The 16,119-nt window shown below is 65.4% G+C and carries 11 protein-coding genes; 3 read left to right on the top strand and 8 right to left on the bottom strand.

Translation table 11 applies throughout. The features are described from left to right. The first annotated feature begins 1 nt into the window (after position 1). Together WA237_RS02360 and WA237_RS02355 are read left to right on the top strand one after the other, a co-directional pair. Positions 2 to 1,024, top strand: coding sequence for an imelysin family protein (locus WA237_RS02360; RefSeq protein ID WP_336096537.1), 1,023 nt, complete (start codon positions 2 to 4; stop codon positions 1,022 to 1,024). After that, entirely contained in the window at positions 1,024 to 2,106 is a 1,083-nt protein-coding gene (locus WA237_RS02355; RefSeq protein WP_336096536.1) for a DUF1513 domain-containing protein, read from the top strand. The genes WA237_RS02360 and WA237_RS02355 overlap by 1 nt, the downstream gene beginning before the upstream one ends. Before the next feature lie 6 nt (positions 2,107 to 2,112). Here the strand turns inward: WA237_RS02355 and WA237_RS02350 are convergent, their stop codons facing one another. The 7 genes from WA237_RS02350 to dctP form a co-directional block, all read right to left on the bottom strand. Beyond that, positions 2,113 to 6,492: a translocation/assembly module TamB domain-containing protein gene (locus WA237_RS02350; RefSeq protein WP_336096535.1), complete on the bottom strand. Its 4,380-nt coding sequence runs from the start codon at positions 6,490 to 6,492 to the stop codon at positions 2,113 to 2,115. Next, complete coding sequence (locus WA237_RS02345; protein ID WP_336096534.1) at positions 6,492 to 8,288, bottom strand: autotransporter assembly complex protein TamA; 1,797 nt, start codon at positions 8,286 to 8,288, stop codon at positions 6,492 to 6,494. The genes WA237_RS02350 and WA237_RS02345 overlap by 1 nt, the downstream gene beginning before the upstream one ends. A 210-nt stretch (positions 8,289 to 8,498) precedes the next feature. Beyond that, a complete protein-coding gene (locus WA237_RS02340; protein WP_336096533.1) occupies positions 8,499 to 10,016 on the bottom strand; it encodes a malonate--CoA ligase in 1,518 nt (505 codons plus the stop codon). A 5-nt stretch (positions 10,017 to 10,021) separates the two neighbouring features. After that, positions 10,022 to 11,278 carry a malonyl-CoA decarboxylase gene (locus WA237_RS02335; protein WP_336096532.1) on the bottom strand — a complete coding sequence of 419 codons (1,257 nt, stop codon included), beginning with the start codon at positions 11,276 to 11,278 and terminating at the stop codon, positions 10,022 to 10,024. After that, the gene (locus WA237_RS02330) at positions 11,275 to 12,591 is read right to left on the bottom strand and encodes a TRAP transporter large permease (RefSeq protein WP_040617845.1); all 1,317 of its coding nucleotides are present in this window, start codon (positions 12,589 to 12,591) and stop codon (positions 11,275 to 11,277) included. The genes WA237_RS02335 and WA237_RS02330 overlap by 4 nt, the downstream gene beginning before the upstream one ends. Before the next feature lie 2 nt (positions 12,592 to 12,593). Next, positions 12,594 to 13,139: a TRAP transporter small permease gene (locus tag WA237_RS02325; protein ID WP_009812888.1), complete on the bottom strand. Its 546-nt coding sequence runs from the start codon at positions 13,137 to 13,139 to the stop codon at positions 12,594 to 12,596. A gap of 146 nt (positions 13,140 to 13,285) precedes the next feature. Then, positions 13,286 to 14,272, bottom strand: coding sequence for a TRAP transporter substrate-binding protein DctP (dctP, locus tag WA237_RS02320; RefSeq protein WP_009812887.1), 987 nt, complete (start codon positions 14,270 to 14,272; stop codon positions 13,286 to 13,288). 140 nt (positions 14,273 to 14,412) lie between these two features. Between dctP and WA237_RS02315 the strand changes: the two genes are divergently transcribed. Further along, positions 14,413 to 15,069 (top strand): GntR family transcriptional regulator, encoded by a 657-nt coding sequence (locus WA237_RS02315; RefSeq protein ID WP_009812886.1) that lies wholly within the window; start codon positions 14,413 to 14,415, stop codon positions 15,067 to 15,069. Between the two features lie 30 nt (positions 15,070 to 15,099). Here the strand turns inward: WA237_RS02315 and WA237_RS02310 are convergent, their stop codons facing one another. Next, the gene (locus WA237_RS02310; RefSeq protein ID WP_336096531.1) at positions 15,100 to 16,101 is read right to left on the bottom strand and encodes a LacI family DNA-binding transcriptional regulator; all 1,002 of its coding nucleotides are present in this window, start codon (positions 16,099 to 16,101) and stop codon (positions 15,100 to 15,102) included. Positions 16,102 to 16,119 lie beyond the last annotated feature (18 nt).

The raw sequence follows: 16,119 nt of genomic DNA, 5'->3' as shown, positions 1-16,119 counted from the left end.
TATGAAACACTGGCTGGCACGTGCTGTCTTTTGTCTCGCCCTGCCGGGGGCGGCCCTGGCCGATGTGGCCGATCTTGATGGGGCGGTGGACGGGCATATCCTGCCCGGCTTTCGCGCGCTGAGCCAGAGCACGAAGGCCTTGGCCCGCACGGCGCAGGATCATTGCGCGCCCGAGGATGCGGCCCTACGGCAAGCCTATGGGCAGGCCTTTGACGACTGGATCAAGGTGAGCCATCTGCGCTTTGGCCCGTCCGAGGAGGAGGGCCGCGCCTTTGCGCTGGCCTATTGGCCCGATCCGCGCAGCAAGACGCCCAAGGCGCTCGGTCAGCTGATGGCCGAGGCGGATCCGGTGGCGGAAAACGCCGCGCGTTATGCCGATGTGTCGATCGCGGCGCGCGGGTTCTATGCGCTGGAATATCTTCTCTATGATTCCGAGTTCAGCGGTGATCTGCCCGCCCCGCAGGCGGGCTATCGCTGTCAGCTGATCCAGGCCTTGACGGCGGATATGGCGGCGACGGCGGCGGTGATCTGGCAGGGCTGGGACGGGGACTATGCCGCGCGGCTGCGGGCGCCGGGCGAGAATGACACCTACCGCACAGAGGCCGAGGCGGCGCAGCAGCTCTTTACCGCGCTTTCGGGTGGGCTCGAGTTCACCTCGGCGATGCGGCTCGGACGGCCGATGGGCACGTTCGACAGGCCAAGGCCGCAGCGTGCCGAGGCGCGTCGTTCGGGGCGGTCGCTGCGTCATGTGGTGCTGTCGCTGGAGGCGATGCGCGAGTTGACCGGGTATCTCGCGGCGGGCGCGCCCGACGTGGCGCAAGGGCTCGATGCGGCGTTTGCCAAGGCACTGGCGGAGGCTGAGGCCCTTAATGATCCGGTCTTCGCCGGGGTCGCCGCACCGCAGGGGCGGCTTCATGTCGAAGTGCTGCAGCAGGCGGTGGAGGAAATCCGCCACGGCCTTGCCGAAGACCTTGGCCCGCGTCTCGGGATTGCGGCGGGCTTTAACGCGCTGGATGGCGACTGATGCGCGGGCGGCGGCGGTTTCTCGGCGATCTTCTGGCGGCGGGGGCTTTGCCCGCGACGGGTTGGGCCGAGCTGGGCAGTCCTGAGTTCCTCGCGGCGGCGCGGCGGGCCTCGGGTGACTATGCGCTCTTTGGGCTGAGCGGCGCAGGGACTGCGCTGTTTCAGCTGCCCTTGCCGGGGCGCGGCCATGCGGCGGCGGCCCATCCGAGCCGCGCGCTGGCGGTGGCCTTTGCCCGCAGGCCGGGGCGGTTCGCGCTGGTGATCGACTGTCAGAGCGGCAAATCCCTGGCCGAGCTGTCGGCCCCCGAGGGACGGCATTTCAGCGGTCATGGCGCGTTTTCCCGAGATGGCGATCTCTTGTTCACCGGTGAAAACGCCTATGACGAGGGGCGCGGCATGATCGGCGTCTGGGACATGCGCAACGGGCTGCGCCGGGTGGCGGAATTTGCCTCGGGCGGGGTCGGGCCGCATGATCTGCGGCTGATGCCGGATGGGGCGAGCCTGGTGGTGGCGAATGGCGGCATCGAGACCCATCCCGACGCCGGGCGGGCCAAGCTCAACCTCGCGACGATGCGCCCGAATCTGAGCTATCTGTCGCTCTCTGGTGACTTGCTGGAACAGCACGAGCCGCCAGCCGAGTGGCATCAGCTCTCGACCCGCCATCTGGCGCTGCGCCCGGATGGGCTGGTGGCGCTGGCCTGTCAGTGGCAGGGCGATATGGCCGATGTGCCGCCGCTTCTGGTGTTGCACCGACGCGGCGAAGCGCTGCAGTTCTGCGAGGCCGACGAGGACCGGATGACAGAGCGGCGGATGCGCGGTTATGCGGGCAGCGTGGCGATCTCGGCCTCGGGCGAAGAGATCGCGATCACCGGGCCGCGCGGCGACCTGGCGCTTGTGTTCGACACCAGTGGGCGGCGGGTGGCCGAGATCACGGAGCCGGATATTTGTGGCACGGCAGCGGGGCGTCGGGGGCTGGTCTTCACCACCGGCACGGGCCGGGTGATCGGCGCGGCGGCCACGGCCCGGCCCGCGTCGCATCCGGTCAACTGGGACAATCACCTCGTGGCGATTGCCCCAGTCTAGGCCGCGTCAGTAGTCCTTTTCAAAGAAGATCCCGATGCCGGTGTCGCCATCGGTTCCGGCACTGCCGCGCAGGGTGATCGTCTTGCTCACATCGTAGTTGAGATTGATCTCTTGCGTGCCATCGCTGGCGGCGCTGACCTCGGAATAGACCTTGTCCGAGATATAGGTGCCGGCGGTCACTTCGGTTTCGCCCTCGGAATTCGTGGTCACGTCGAGATTGGCAAAACCCAGAGATTCGCGCAGCTTGCCCACAACCCCGCCGCCGCCACGCCCGGCAAGGGTGGCCACCGCGCTGGCGAGTTGCGCCGCCTGAAAGGCCGAGATGGAATCGATGCCGCGCCCAAAGATGAGCCGCGCAATGACCTCGTCCTGCGGCAGGTCTGGATCGGAGGTAAAGGTGATCTCGGGATCGCTCGCCTCGCCCTCGACGCGGATGCGCACGGTCACGTCATCCTCGGCCTCGGTCTCCGCGACAAAGCGCAGGTAGGGATCGAAGGAGCCCTGTAGCGACACGCGTCCCTCGGTCAGGTCGAGCCGCTTGGTCAGAATGTCGAGACGCCCGCGCAGCAGCTCGAAATAGCCGCTGGGGATCACATCCGCCGTGGTGCCGCCAAGGCGCAACCGCCCGCCCAGTTCGGCATCAAGCCCACGGCCGCGCACAAAGATGCGGTTGGGCGCGTTGATCAACAGATCAAGCGGATAGGCCGGGCCGCTCGCGCCGCTGCCGCTGCTGGTGCCATCATCGTTCAGCCCGGCGCGTCTGAGCGTGGTGTGCACGGCGGCGGGGGCGCCCACGTGGTTGATCGGCGGCAAGTCGGCAAAGCTCAGCCCGCCGGAGGAGGGCACGCGCAGCTCGGTTTCGCCGAGGTTGATCTGACCGCCGATGCGGGCGCCGCCGGTGAGCAGTCCGTCGATGGTGACCCGGCCATTGACCGTGGTGGCAAAGAGGTCCGGATCCTGCACGCCGAGTCCGGCGAGATCGATCTGTAGCGCGGCGGGGTAGGGCGCGCGCAGGGTGATCGGGCCGCCGATCCGGAAATTGCCGCCGGTGCCGAGCGTGCCGGAGATGTCGGGCGTCGCCTGTCCGCCGCTGAGCCGGACCACGCCGCCGATATTCTCCACCGCACGGCCCAGGGTCGGCAGCGCCAGCCGCGCCTGTTGCAGCCGCGCCTCGCCGGAAACGGAATTGAGCGCGGGCGGGCCTGCGACGCGCAGGTCAAAGGCGACCATCCCGGCCAAAGAGCGCGGCGCGATAAAGCTGTTGGCGAGGGCGAGCGGGGCAGAGCCGGTCGCCCGGATGTCGAGCCGTTCACCATGGTTGACAACATCGCCCGTGATTGTCGCGTTGATGTTGTTGGGGCCTTGCGCCGCGATGTCGAGCCGCATCCGCTGACCGGTTTCATCCAGCACCGCAATCGTGCCGCGGGCCGTGGCGGGGCCGTTGAAGCCGGGCGCAAGCAGGCCGAGATCGCTCAGCCGTACCGACAGGCTAATGGGTTGGCCGGGGCCGTTGCCAGAGGCGTTGGCGTCGAGCCGCGCGGTGTCGAGGCGCAGATATTGCAGGTCGGGGGCCTGGCCCTTGGCATAGCTGCCCGCGCCGGTCAGGGAGATGTCGCCAGCCACCAGCCGGTCCAGCTCGGCCATGCCGGTGCGCACGGCCCGGCCCTCCATGTCGATGCTGGCACTGAGCGCGCTTGCGTCGAGCTTGCCCTTGCCTTCTGCGTCGAGTGTGACCTGACCGGCGATGGGCTGACCCACCAGCCCGGCAAAGCGCGAGAGGTCGGCGGCGTCGAGCGAGAGCGCCCCCTCAAAGGGTCGGCCCGGTTCGGAGAGGAAAGCCTCGCCCTCGGCCGCGATTTTGGCACCGCTGCCCTCGGCCTCGAGCGCGAGAATGCGCAGCGCGCCGCCCTTCTCCCACGTCACCGCAGAGGCGAGCGTGCCTTCGCCCGAGAGCTTGGGATCGAACTGCGACAGCTCGGCGGCATGGGCGCTGAGCGTGATCTGGGCGCTTTCGCTGCTGATGAGCCCGGTGCCATTGGCCTTGATCGCGTCGCTGTCGAGCGACAGATCACGCAAGGACAGCACATCGGCGTCACGGCGGGCCGAGATATAGAGTTGGGTCACCGGGGCGAGCGCCGCATCAAGCCGTGGCTCGCCAATGGCAAGCCCCGCCGTCGTCGTGTTCAGGGTCAGATCGAACGTGCCGAGCGGCAGATCGGCCAGCCCCGGAATGTCGCGCGAGGTGCCGAGGGCGTCTGCCCCGGCAAGCTCGACCCGGCCATCGAGCCGGGCGCGGGCCTGACCCGCTAGCGGGCGCTTGGCGAGGGTCGCAAAGCGCGACAGGTCCGCGACCGTGGCATCGAGTTTCGCATTGAGCGGCAGCGCCTTGTCTTGCAGATCGAGCGTGCCCGCCCCCGCAACCCTGGCCCCGGCGGCCTCTAGCGTCATGTTTTCAAAGCGCAGCGGGCGGTCGGCCTTCCACGCCAGATCGCCGGTGAAACTGGCCGGGCCGCTGAGGCTCGGTTCGGTCAGCGATAGCTCTTCGAGACGGGCGATGACGGCGATCTCGCCCGCTTCGGCGTCGAGCGCGCCTTCGGCCCGGGCCGACAGCACCTCGTTTTCGATCCGGAGTTGATCGAGAACGGTGCCGTGCTGGGTCCGGTACATGTCGACCAGAACGCGCGACGGGGGCGCGATCAGCGGATCGGCGCGGTCGTCACCAATGCCAAGCCCATCGGTGTTCGCAACGAGCGCGATATCGAACACACCGCCCAAAAGCTTGGCCGAGGCGGCGAGATCGGCCTCGAGCCGCCCGGTGAGGGGGCGGTCGGCGAGGGCGGCAAAGCGGCTGAAATCCGGGGCGATGAGGCGGGCATGACCGGCCACGGGATAGCCGGAGGCGAGCCCGTCGATACTGCCGCGCCCGGTGACCGCGACATCGCCTGCCCGCAGATCAAAACCGGTGACCGTGACGGGCAGCTTGGGCTGCCATGTCAGGGCGGCGGTGCCGCTGAGGCTGTCGCCCGCGGCCTGCGCCAGCGCCGGATCGCTCAGCGCGAGACCGGAGAGGGCCAGCGCCAGATCGGCGGTGACCTGTTCGAGATTGCCATCGCGGGTGATCTTGCCGGTGCCGGTGATCTCTGCATCAGCGAGGGAGAGATCGGGCCGGTCGAGCCCTTTGAGCGTCACTGCCGCGCGCCAATCTTCGCCACGGGCCGCATCGAAATCCGCCGTGAGCGTGGCGCGTTGCAGCGTGGTGACAGGGCCAGAGCCCGGCAGGCGCACCGCCTCGGGCATGTCGCCCGGGTTCCCCAGCCGCCCGTTGAGGGCAAAGCTCTGGGGCCAGCCCTCGGCGTCGAGCCGCAGATTGCCATCGAGTTGCACCGCTGCCGCGTCGATCATGAGCCGGTCAAGCGTCAGCCGCTTGTCGGCATGTTTGATCCCGGCGATGTCGAGCTTGGCCGTCTCGCCAAAAAACGCGTGAAACTCGGGCGCGAAAAGCGGTCGCATATCGCCCTGCAGCAGGGCGGTGAACTGATAGTCAGCGGCGGCGCCTTCGGCCTCGGGGTTCAGCGCGGCAATGCCGATGGCCCCCGAGACGCGGGGCGTGCCGTCAGTAGCCAGCGTCACCCGCGCCTCGTAATCGGACAGCGGGGCTTCGCCGCTGACACTCAGCTGAATTTCGGGCTGGCCGGGGATCTTGAGCAGCTTGGAGACAAGCCCGCCTTCGGCCTCGTCAATGGCAAGTTCGAGCGCCAGCACCCGGCTTTCCTGTTGGAAAGAGGCCGCAAAGTCGAATTTGTCGTTGCGATCAAGGCGGCGAATTTCGAGCTCTGCCGTGCCCTCGCCCTCGGTCAGGCTCAGGCTGCCACTGGCCGAGAGTTGGGCAGGCTCGCCGATCACAGGTTTCTCGAGCGTGATCTTGTCGATGCGCACCTGTCCGATTTCGACTGACACCGGCAGGTCGGGCAGGGCGAAATCGGTGGCCTCGGCATCCTGTGTTGTCACGCCGCCCTCCGAGATGGGCGGGCGGGCGATGATGAGCTCTTCTGCGGTCAATTCCTGCACCGACAACCGCCCCGACAGGAGCGCGCTGCGCGACCACAGCAGCGAGGCATCGCGCAGGGTGAGCCAAACGCCCTCCTCATCCGAGATGGTCAGCTCTTGCAGCGTGGCATTGGACGAGAGAGCGCCGCGAAAGCCGGTGACGCGCACTTCGCGGCCCGCACCGGAGAGCGAGTCCTGGATCAGCTCTTCGAGGTAGGTTTTGTCATCTTCGGGCACGGGGTCGCTGGTGCTTGCCGGGGCGCTTTCCTCCTGGGCCAGCAGGGGGGCGGGCGTCAGCCCGAGACAGGCGATGAGCGAGAGAAGGGCGAGCGCACGCATCAGAAGGCCTGCCCGATGCCGATGTAGAGTTCAAAGGACTTGCCCGCGTCATCGTCGAGCGGGGTGGCCACGTCGACCCGAATGGGGCCGATGCCGGTGTCATAGCGCAGCCCGAGCCCGGCGCCGGAATGCCAATCGCCGGTGCCGCCGCCAAAGGCATCGCGCCCGACATAGCCGGTGTCGGCAAAGCCCACGAGGTCGATCTTGCGGGCCACGGCGGCGCGAATTTCGGCGGAAAAGGCCATGAAGGAGCGCCCGCCAATGCGGTTGCCGCCGCCGAGATCCACGGCGAGCGATTGATAGCCCTGACCGCGCACCGTGCCGGCGCCGCCGGAGTAAAACAGCATATCCGCTGGCACATCTTCGAGATCGGCGCCGGTCACCGTGCCAAGCTGCGCACGTCCGGCGAGCACGATATCTTCGTCACGGCCCAAGGCGAAATAGCTCCGCGTGTCCGAGTAAATCCGCGCCCCGCCGCCGGACTCGTTCAGCCCGAGGAAGGGCGTCACTTCGAGCCCAAGATAGACGCCGCGTGTCGCATCGAGCGGATCGTTGCGATTGTCGAAGGTGAGCTTGCCGGGGAAGAGAAGATGCTGGCGCGTGCGGTTGCCGAGATCATCCTCGATCTCGGAATATTGATAGGCCACGCCCAATTCGCCGGTCAGGTTGTCGTTGAAAATATGGCTGAGCCCGGTGCCGATGCGCAGGCTGCTTTCGTTGTAATCGGGCTCGTCGAGTTCCTGCAGGCGGAAATCGAAGTAATGCGAGGTGTCCGGGGTAAAGATCGCGGGCCGGTCGAGACGCGCCGAAAGGATATAATCGATGCCATCGGTGTCGCCGCCGATGCCGCTGACCTCGCCGTCGATCCGCAGCCGTTCGGCACCGCCCCAGAGGTTGCGATGCAGCCAGAAGGTGCTCAGCGTGATGCCTTCGAGCGACGAGAGTTCGGCACCAAAGCCAAACCGCCGGGGCTTGGTGTCGGTGACTTCGACCGTCACGGGCAGGGTGTTGCCGGGGCCGATCTCATCGGCCTCGTTGAGCACGACAGAGCGGAACGCCCCGGTGCGGCGCAGCCTGTCCGCCGCGTCCTTCATCTCTTCGGGGGAATAAATCTCGCCCTCTGGCAGGCCCGCGATGGCGACGATCCTCTCGCTGCGCACGCGGCTTTCACCCTCGTGGATCAGCGGGCCAAAGCGCAGCCGCGGCCCCGGTGTGAGGCCGATATCGACGTTGAGCTTGCGGTCGGGGTGATAGGCGGTGACCGACTGACCGGCGACATCGACCTTGGCATGACCTTGATTGCGCCAGCCTTCGATTCCGGCGCGGGCGGCGGCGGGGACGAGCGCGCTGTTCGCGGGCTTGTTCGGGGCAAAGCCTTCGGGGATCTCGGTGCCGGCGGCGAGCGGCGCGACACGGGCGGTGCCAAAGGTGAACCTCGGCCCCGGCGTCACGTGATAATCGATGCGGTTGATGGTGCGCGGCGTCGAGAGCGGATCGATCTCATCGGCTTCGCGGCCATTCACGCGGATGCTCACCGTGCCGCCGTAAAACCCCCGCTCATAGAGCGCGCCGACAAGACGCGCGTAATCGGCACGGGCGGCGGCCATGTAATCCTGATTGGTGCTGGCGTCCTTGTCCTTGAGATCGCTGGTGAGCGTGGCGCTCTTGAGATATTCGGCGAAATCGCGGTCCTGACCGGAGACTTTGAACCCAAGTTCGACAGCAAAAGCAAAGCTGCCCGTCACCGACAGCAGCCCGGCCAACAGCGCCGGCTTGATACGTTTTGATTCGAACACTAGCAACGTCCCCCGATCCGCTTTTATTTCATCGCAGCCCCTGCCCGACTACAAGAGATCGTGATCTCTCCGTTCGGCGAAATTTGGCCGTAGCGGTTTTCCCGGCAACGCGCGGGGCCGCGAATTTGTTCCCAGTCTATGTCAGGCATGAGGGCAAAAAAACAGGCGCAATCATGCGCCTGTCCAGGTTCAGGGAGATAAAATCAAAGGTCAGGAGGCGGTGAACATGTCCCCAAACTCGTCGCGCAGGATGTTCTTTTGCACCTTGCCCATGGTGTTGCGGGGCAGTTCGTCGCGCAGGATGAGCTTGCGCGGATGTTTGAACCGTGCGAGCGCCTGAGAGACCGCCGCCATCATGGCGTCGAGATCGGGCGTGGCGCCTTTCTCGGGGACGATGATGCCCAGCACGGTTTCGCCGAAATCCGGATGCGGCACGCCGATCACTGCGCTTTCGAGAACGCCGGGCTGTTCGTCGAGGGCGAGCTCGATCTCTTTGGGGTAGATGTTATAGCCGCCCGAGATGATCAGGTCCTTGTTGCGGCCAACGATATGGACATAGCCATCCTCGTCGATCTTGCCCAGATCGCCGGTGATGAAGAACCCGTCTTCGCGCAGCTCGGCCGCAGTTTTTTCAGGCATCTGCCAATAGCCTTTGAAGACATTGGGACCGCGCACTTCGATCTGGCCAACCTCGCCATCTGGCAGGGTTTTTCCGCTTTCAGGGTCCGTCACCTTGAGCTCTACCCCCGGCAAGGGGAAGCCCACGGTGCCGGCGCGGCGGTCGCCGTCGTAGGGGTTTGAGGTGTTCATATTGGTTTCGGTCATGCCGTAGCGTTCGAGGATGCGATGGCCGGTGCGGGTTTCGAACTGGACATGGGTTTCCGCCAGAAGCGGGGCCGAGCCGGAGATGAAAAGCCGCATGTGTTTGGTCAGTTCGCCGGTAAAGCGGGCATCGTCCAGAAGCCTTGTATAGAAGGTCGGAACGCCCATCATCGCGGTCGCCTTGGGCATCCAGGCGATCATGTCGTCGAGGTCGAACTTGGGCAAAAAGATCATCGCGCCGCCGGCCAGGAGCGTCACATTGCTCGCCACAAAGAGGCCGTGGGTGTGAAAGATCGGCAGTGCATGGAGCAAAATATCCGCGTCGGTAAAGCGCCAGTATTGCGTCAGTGTTACGGCGTTGGACAAAAGGTTGGCCTGGGTCAGCATCGCGCCCTTGGATCGGCCCGTCGTGCCGGAGGTATAGAGGAAGGCCGCGAGGTCCTCGTCAGAGCGGGCGACGGTGTCAAAGCTCTCGGGCTGACCGGCGGCGCGGTCGCTGAGGCTGCCGCTGCCATCGGCGTTGAGGGTGACCACCTGCGCCCCGAGCTTGGCCGCGACCGGGGCGAGCGTGGCCTCGGATTTGGCATCGCAGACGATGAGCGCGGCACCGCTGTTGTCGATGAAATAGGTCAGCTCATCCACGGTATAGGCGGTGTTGAGCGGCAAGAAGACGAGACCGGCCTGCACGCAAGCCCCGTAGAGCGCCAGCGCCTCGGGCGATTTGGCGATCTGGGCCGCGACACGGTCGCCGGGCTTGAGCCCGAGGGCGGTCATGGCATGGGCGATCTGGGCCACTTTGGCGAGAAAGGCGCTATGGGTCAGGACCGTGCCGTCGGGCAGGTGCAAAAACGGCGTGTCCTTGCCCGCATGGGCCCCAAAAAGCCGGTCGTAAAGAGGATTGGCCATACGCGTTACCTTTCTTTCTTGGCGGTGGGCAGGGCGGTTTTCGCGAGGGATTTCACCTCTGCCGTGGCCATGACCGATTTGGTCGTGGCGAATTTTTCGTGGTTCTGTTCGACTTTATCGAGGTCGTATAGATAGTTGACCATGGCGCCGCCAGACTGGCTTTGGCCCTTGGGCGAGGTGTCGGCACCGGCATGCACCGCGTGGACAATCGCGCCATTTCCAAGGTGAAACCGGGCCACCGGATCAAAGGGCAGATCGCCGCGTCCCTTGGCCGAGAGCAGGTAATGCGCGGCGAGCGCCTGCATCTGTTCCGGTGTGGCCTTTTTATGGTCGATCTTTTCGCGGTCGAGCCATGTGGTCAGGCCGGGGATCGGCGACAGGGTCACGAAGGTCTTGAGCCCGTCGAGTTCCGCCGCGAGATCGGCGGCCACCTGTTTGATCAGCGAATTGCCGAAGGAAATGCTGGCAAGCCCCGCCTGGCAGTTGGAGATCGAGTAGAAAACCGCCGTATCGGCGCGCGAGGCGGGCATGGCGGCGCGGTCTTCGGCAAGAAGCGCCTGCACCGAGGAGGGGATGCCCTGGGTCAAGGCCACTTCGACGAAGATAAGCGGCTCGTCCGGCATGGCCGGGTGGAAGAAGGCGAAACAGCGCCGGTCGGCCGGTTGCAGGCGGCGGCGCAGATCGTCCCAGCTGTCGATGGCATGGACCGCCTCATAGGCGATGATCTTTTCGAGAATATGCGCGGGGCTGCCCCAGTTGATCGGACGCAGCACCAGAAATCCGCGATTGAACCACGAGGCAAAGAGATGGCGGAAGTCGAGATCGAGCGCCTCGAGCTCGGGCGTGCCCTGCCCGAGCCGCAGGAGATCGGCGCGCATATCGACCAGCGCTTCGGTCGCGCCGGGGACACGGTTGAGCCTGCGGATCAACTCCTGCCGTCGCGGTTCGGCGGCGGTCATGAAGTTTCGATAGCTGGCCTTAGAGGGTTCGCGCTCATAGGCGTCGAGCGTGCTGCGCACCTGTTCGGGGTCGATGTTCATCTCGGTGGCGAGATGGTGAAAGAACCCGAGCTTGGCCTCGTCATCGAGCGCGGCATAGCCGTTCAGGATGTCTTCGGCCATGGCGAGGCCCGAGGTCTCGCCAGTGCTGCCCACCAGATCGCGGGTCAGATCGGCCAGCGGTCGGGTGGCCTTGCGCCCCGTGTCCGGCTGCCGGTAGCGGCGTTCGAACACGGTCGAGAGAAGATCGGCCAGCAAGGTCATACCGCGGTCCCCATCACCACATCGGGCAGCCATGTCGCGAGCCCCGGGAAGAGGCAGAGCAAGATGATCGCCAGCACCATGCAGGCCACGAAGGGCAGCGAGCCGGTGAGGATCGTCTTGAGCGAGATGTCCGGCGCGATGCCGTTGATCACATAGAGGTTGAGGCCGACGGGCGGCGAGATCAGGCCGATCTCCATGTTGATGGTCAGCACCACGGCAAACCAGATCGGATCGAACCCGGCGGTCAGGATGATCGGCAGCAGGATCGGCGCGGCCATCAGGATCACCGCGACGGGCGGCAGGAAGAACCCGGCGATCAGCAGGAAGATGTTGATGCAGAGCATCAGAACCCAGCGGTTGACCTCGAGCGTGCCGATCCATTCGGCGATGGACTGGGTGATGAAGAGCGAGCTCAGCATGTAGGAGAAGACACCGGCGGCGGCGATGATGAAGAGGATCATCACACTTTCCTTGGTGCTGTCACGCAGCACGACCCAGATCGCGCCGGGATGCCAGAGCTTGTAGATCACCATGGCGATGACGAGGCAGAGCAGGGCGCCCACGGCGGCGGTCTCAGACGGCGTGGCGATGCCGCCATACATGGCATAGAGCACGCCGAGGATGATCGCGAGGAAGGGCAGGACGCGCGGTAGGATCTCAAAGCGTTCCTTCCAAGTATAGCTGCCCGCGTTGAGCACGGCGGCATCGCCCGAGCGCCATGTGGAATAGAGCGACCAAGCCATGAAGAGCCCGACCAAGAGGAAGCCGGGGATGACGCCCGCGAGGAACAGCCGCCCGATCGAGGTCTCGGTGGCGATGCCATAGACGATCATGGTGACCGAGGGCGGGATCAGGATGCCCAGCGTGCCACCGGCGGCGATGGAGCCGGCGGCGACGCCGTCGGGGTAGCCGCGTTTGCGCATTTCGGGGATGCCCATCTTGCCGATGGCGGCGCAGGTGGCGGGGCTCGAGCCGGACATGGCGGCAAAGAGCGCGCAGGCGCCGAGGTTGGAGATGACCAGCCCGCCGGGGATCCGGGTGAGCCAGCGTTCGAGCGCCTCATAGAGGTCGGCCCCGGCCCGGGTGGAGGCGATCGAGGCCCCCATGATGATGAACATCGGGATCGACAGAAGGGCGAAATCGTCGAGCTTGCCAAAGAGGATTTCCGGCATCAGTTCGAGCGAGCGCATGCCGTCAAAGACGATCAGGAACCCGGCCGACACGATGAGCAGACCCATGGCGACAGAGACGCCGGAGAAGAGGACGAGGATGGTGGCGAGGGCAACAATCCCTCCGAGTACAAGCGGATCCATGATCAGTTCTCCAGACCGAAGGGGGTGTCGATGCGCAGCAGGAGTGCGACGAAATCAGCGATGAGCTGTAGCAGCAGAAGGCCAAAGCCTATGGGCATGGAAAGGTAGGGAATCCAAAGCCTTACGCCCCAGACCGTGTCGGATTTCCAGCCCCGTTCATAGGCGAAATGCCAGTAGTCATAGCCGTACCAGAACATCACGGCGATGATGCTGATCGACAACACTTGGGTCAGCACGGCGAGCGCGAAGCGGGCGCGGGGCGCGAGGCTCAGCGGGATGAGATCGACATTCACATGGCCGCGCAGGCGCTGGACATAGGGCAGGCCGATGAGGGTGGCGCTGATCACCAGATAGATCACCGCCTCGGTCTGCCAGACGGTCGAGCCGTTGAGGACGAAGCGGATGACGATCATCTGACAGGTGATCGCCACGGCGGCGACGATGGCCCCGGCTGCGTACCAGCCGGCGAGGGTGGAAAGGGCCGCGACGGCCTTGAGGAAGGTGTTGTTGCCCGTATTGGCAGCAGCGGCAGAGCTTTGTCCGGCCATGATCGCCTCCTTGAATTTTGAGTGCGGGTGAGGGCGCGCCGGAGGTGGCGCTGCGCCTCAAATGAGGGGTCGGTGACGCGTCGGTATTGCGTCGGTAAGGCGACAGTGTGGATTTCGGGGCGGCGCGCGCCGCCCCGAGGCCGCGATCATTCGACCGCGAGCGCCTTGTCGAGCAGGTCCTGACCGTCGGCCACCTCTTCGAGGAAGGCCTTGTAGGAGGTCTCTTTGGCCAGCTCGCGCCAGGCGTCGAAATCCTCGGAGGTCATTTCGGCAATCTCGACACCGGCTTCGCGGAACACGTCGACCGAGGCCGCGTCTTCTTTCTTGGCCTCTTCGAGGTAGAAGGCCTCGGCCTTTTCAGAGGCGGCGAGAAGCGCCTGTTGCTGGGCTTCGGTCAGGCCGTCGAAGGTCGATTTGTTCATCAGCAGGGGCTGATACATGAACCAGAGCGCCACATCGCCCGCGGGCGTATAGCATTTGACCTGTTCGTAGATGCGGTAGCTCACGAAGGACGAGGACGAGGTGTTGGCCGCGTCGAGCACGCCGGTCTGCATGGCGTTGTAGATTTCCGACGAGGCCATCGACGCGATGGAGGCGCCAGCGCCTGCGAGCATCTGTTCAAAGGCCTTGCCGGCGGCGCGGGTTTGCAGCCCTTCGACATCGGCGGGTTTGGTGATGCATTTGTCCTTGCCGGCGAAACCGCCCGCGAGATAGCCGTGCACCAGAACCATCACGTCATCTTCGGCCATCTTGGCCTCGAGCGCCTCCATGAAGGGCGAGTCGCTCAGCCGGGCGGCGTGATCATGGTTCTTCACGAGGCCGGGCATCAGGGTGAGGTTATAGGCGGGTTGCTGACCGCCGGCATAGCTCAGCGGCAGCACGGTCATGTCGAGCTGACCCCGGCTCAGCGGTTTGTATTGCTCGCGCGGTTTGAAGAGCGATTTCGAGCCGAAGATCTTGATCTCGAGATCGACATCCGCGGCGGCGACCTCGTCGGCAACGATCTGCGCGACCTTGTGACGGATGTCTTCGTTGGACCACTGATGCGACAGGCGCAGTTCGGTGGCATGGGCAAAGCTCGCCGAGACGGCGAGCGAGGCGGCGGCCAAGGTGGCCTTCCAGGTGACTGACATTGTTTTCCTCCCTTATCGAACGACAGGCATCTGCCCGGCGCGTGCCGTAGGGTAAGAGCATAATGTTTTTCAAGTCAACTTTTTTGTATACAAAACTATACAGATTGCTTTTCAGTTCCGGGGATCGTAAACTCAATGCCATGGAACAGCGTCGCGCCGACAATATTGCAGAAGCTCTGGAAGAGCGCATCTTTAACGGGACCTATCCCAATGGGGAGCGGCTCGACGAGGTGCGATTGGCCGAGCAGTTCGGCGTCTCGCGCACGCCTCTGCGTGAAGCATTTCAACGGCTTGCCCTGTCGGGGCTGGTCGAGCTCATCCCGCGTCGCGGGGCGTTCGTGCGCCAGCCCGGGCCGATCGAGCTCATGGAGATGTTCGAGGTCATGTCCGAGCTCGAAGCGATCTGTGGGCGGCTCGCGGCGCGGCGGATCACGGAAGAGGCGCTGGCCGAGCTGCGCGATGCCAACAGCAAGTGCAAGGCCGCCGTGGCGGCGAATGACACGGATCGCTACTACACCGAGAACGAGCGATTCCATCGGGTGATCTATCGCCAGTCGGGCAATGGGTTTCTCGAACAGGAGGCGGCCAAGCTGCACAAGCGGCTCAAACCGTTCCGGCGGCAGCAGCTGCGGTTTCGCGGTCGGATGGGGCAGTCGATGGCCGAGCATGAGGCGATTGTCGCGGCGCTGTCGGCGGGAGATTCGGACCGGGCGGGGCAGGTGCTGCGCGACCATGTGGCGGTGCAGGGCGAGAAGTTCCATCACCTCATGGCGAGCCTGAAGAGCGCCGCCGAGTAGCGGGCGGGCCGCTCACAATCCCATCGGAAGTTAGTCGCGCCGGGCCACCGAGGCGCGTTCGACAATCGCTCCATCGAGGCGCACCGGCCCGAGCGGCGTGCCATTGTCGAGGTGATCCATCAATTGCGTGCCGACCTCGGCCCCCATGCGGGTGGCGGGCAGGTTGATCGTGGTCAGCGCCGGCGCGGTTTCCCCGGACCAGTCGAGATTGTCGAAGCCCATGACCGAGACATCCTCGGGGACGCGCAGCCCGGCCTCGGAGAGGGCAAAGAGCGCGCCGAGCGCCAGAACATCGGAAAAGCAGAAGATCGCGCTCGGCCTGTTAGTGGATTGCAGCAGGGCGCGGGTGGCGGCTTTGCCCCCGGCCACATCGAGCGAGGTTTCGTGGAAATCGAGTGTCAGCCCGTCGCGCTGGGCGGCCAGCGCCCCGGCCTGACGGTCGCGGGTCCGGTCGCTCTCGGTCAGGGGGCCGTGCAGCACGGCGATATGGTGGTGGCCGTGACCGGTGAGATAGTCCATCGCGGCGCGGGCGAGGGCGGTGTTGTCATAGCCGATGGAGGGGGCGGCGGAGGCGGGCTGCCAGATCGAGCTATAGACATGGGGCACGCCGCGCTGGGTGAAGAGATCGAGCAGATCGGGGTGATGATCGGCGCCGCTCAGGATGAAGGCCTCGGCCCCCATGCCGAGCAGTTTCTGCGCGGCGGCGAGTTCCTCGTCGAGATCGCCATGGGAGATGGCGATGACGAGGGAATAGCCGCGCTGGGCGAGGCTATGTTCGATGCTCGCGATATATTTCGCAAAGATTGAGTGTTCGATGGTCGGGATGATCGCCGCCACGGTTTTCGAGCGGCTGGTCGAGAGCGCGCGGGCCGCCGGGTTGGGCAGGTAGTTCAGCTGTTTGCAGGCGGCGAGCACCTTGTCGCGGGTATTGGGCGAGACGTTCTTGCCGCCATTCATGACGCGCGACACCGTGGCGATGGACAGGCCCGTTGCCTTGGCCACATCGCGGATCTTTCCCACTGGTCTCGTCATCACTGCCTCATCCCTCGT

This window comes from Roseovarius sp. CH_XMU1461, assembly GCF_037027165.1.
GTDB lineage: Bacteria > Pseudomonadota > Alphaproteobacteria > Rhodobacterales > Rhodobacteraceae > Roseovarius > Roseovarius nubinhibens.
Note: the sequence above shows the minus strand (reverse complement) of the source record. Positions and strands in the feature narration are given on the sequence as shown.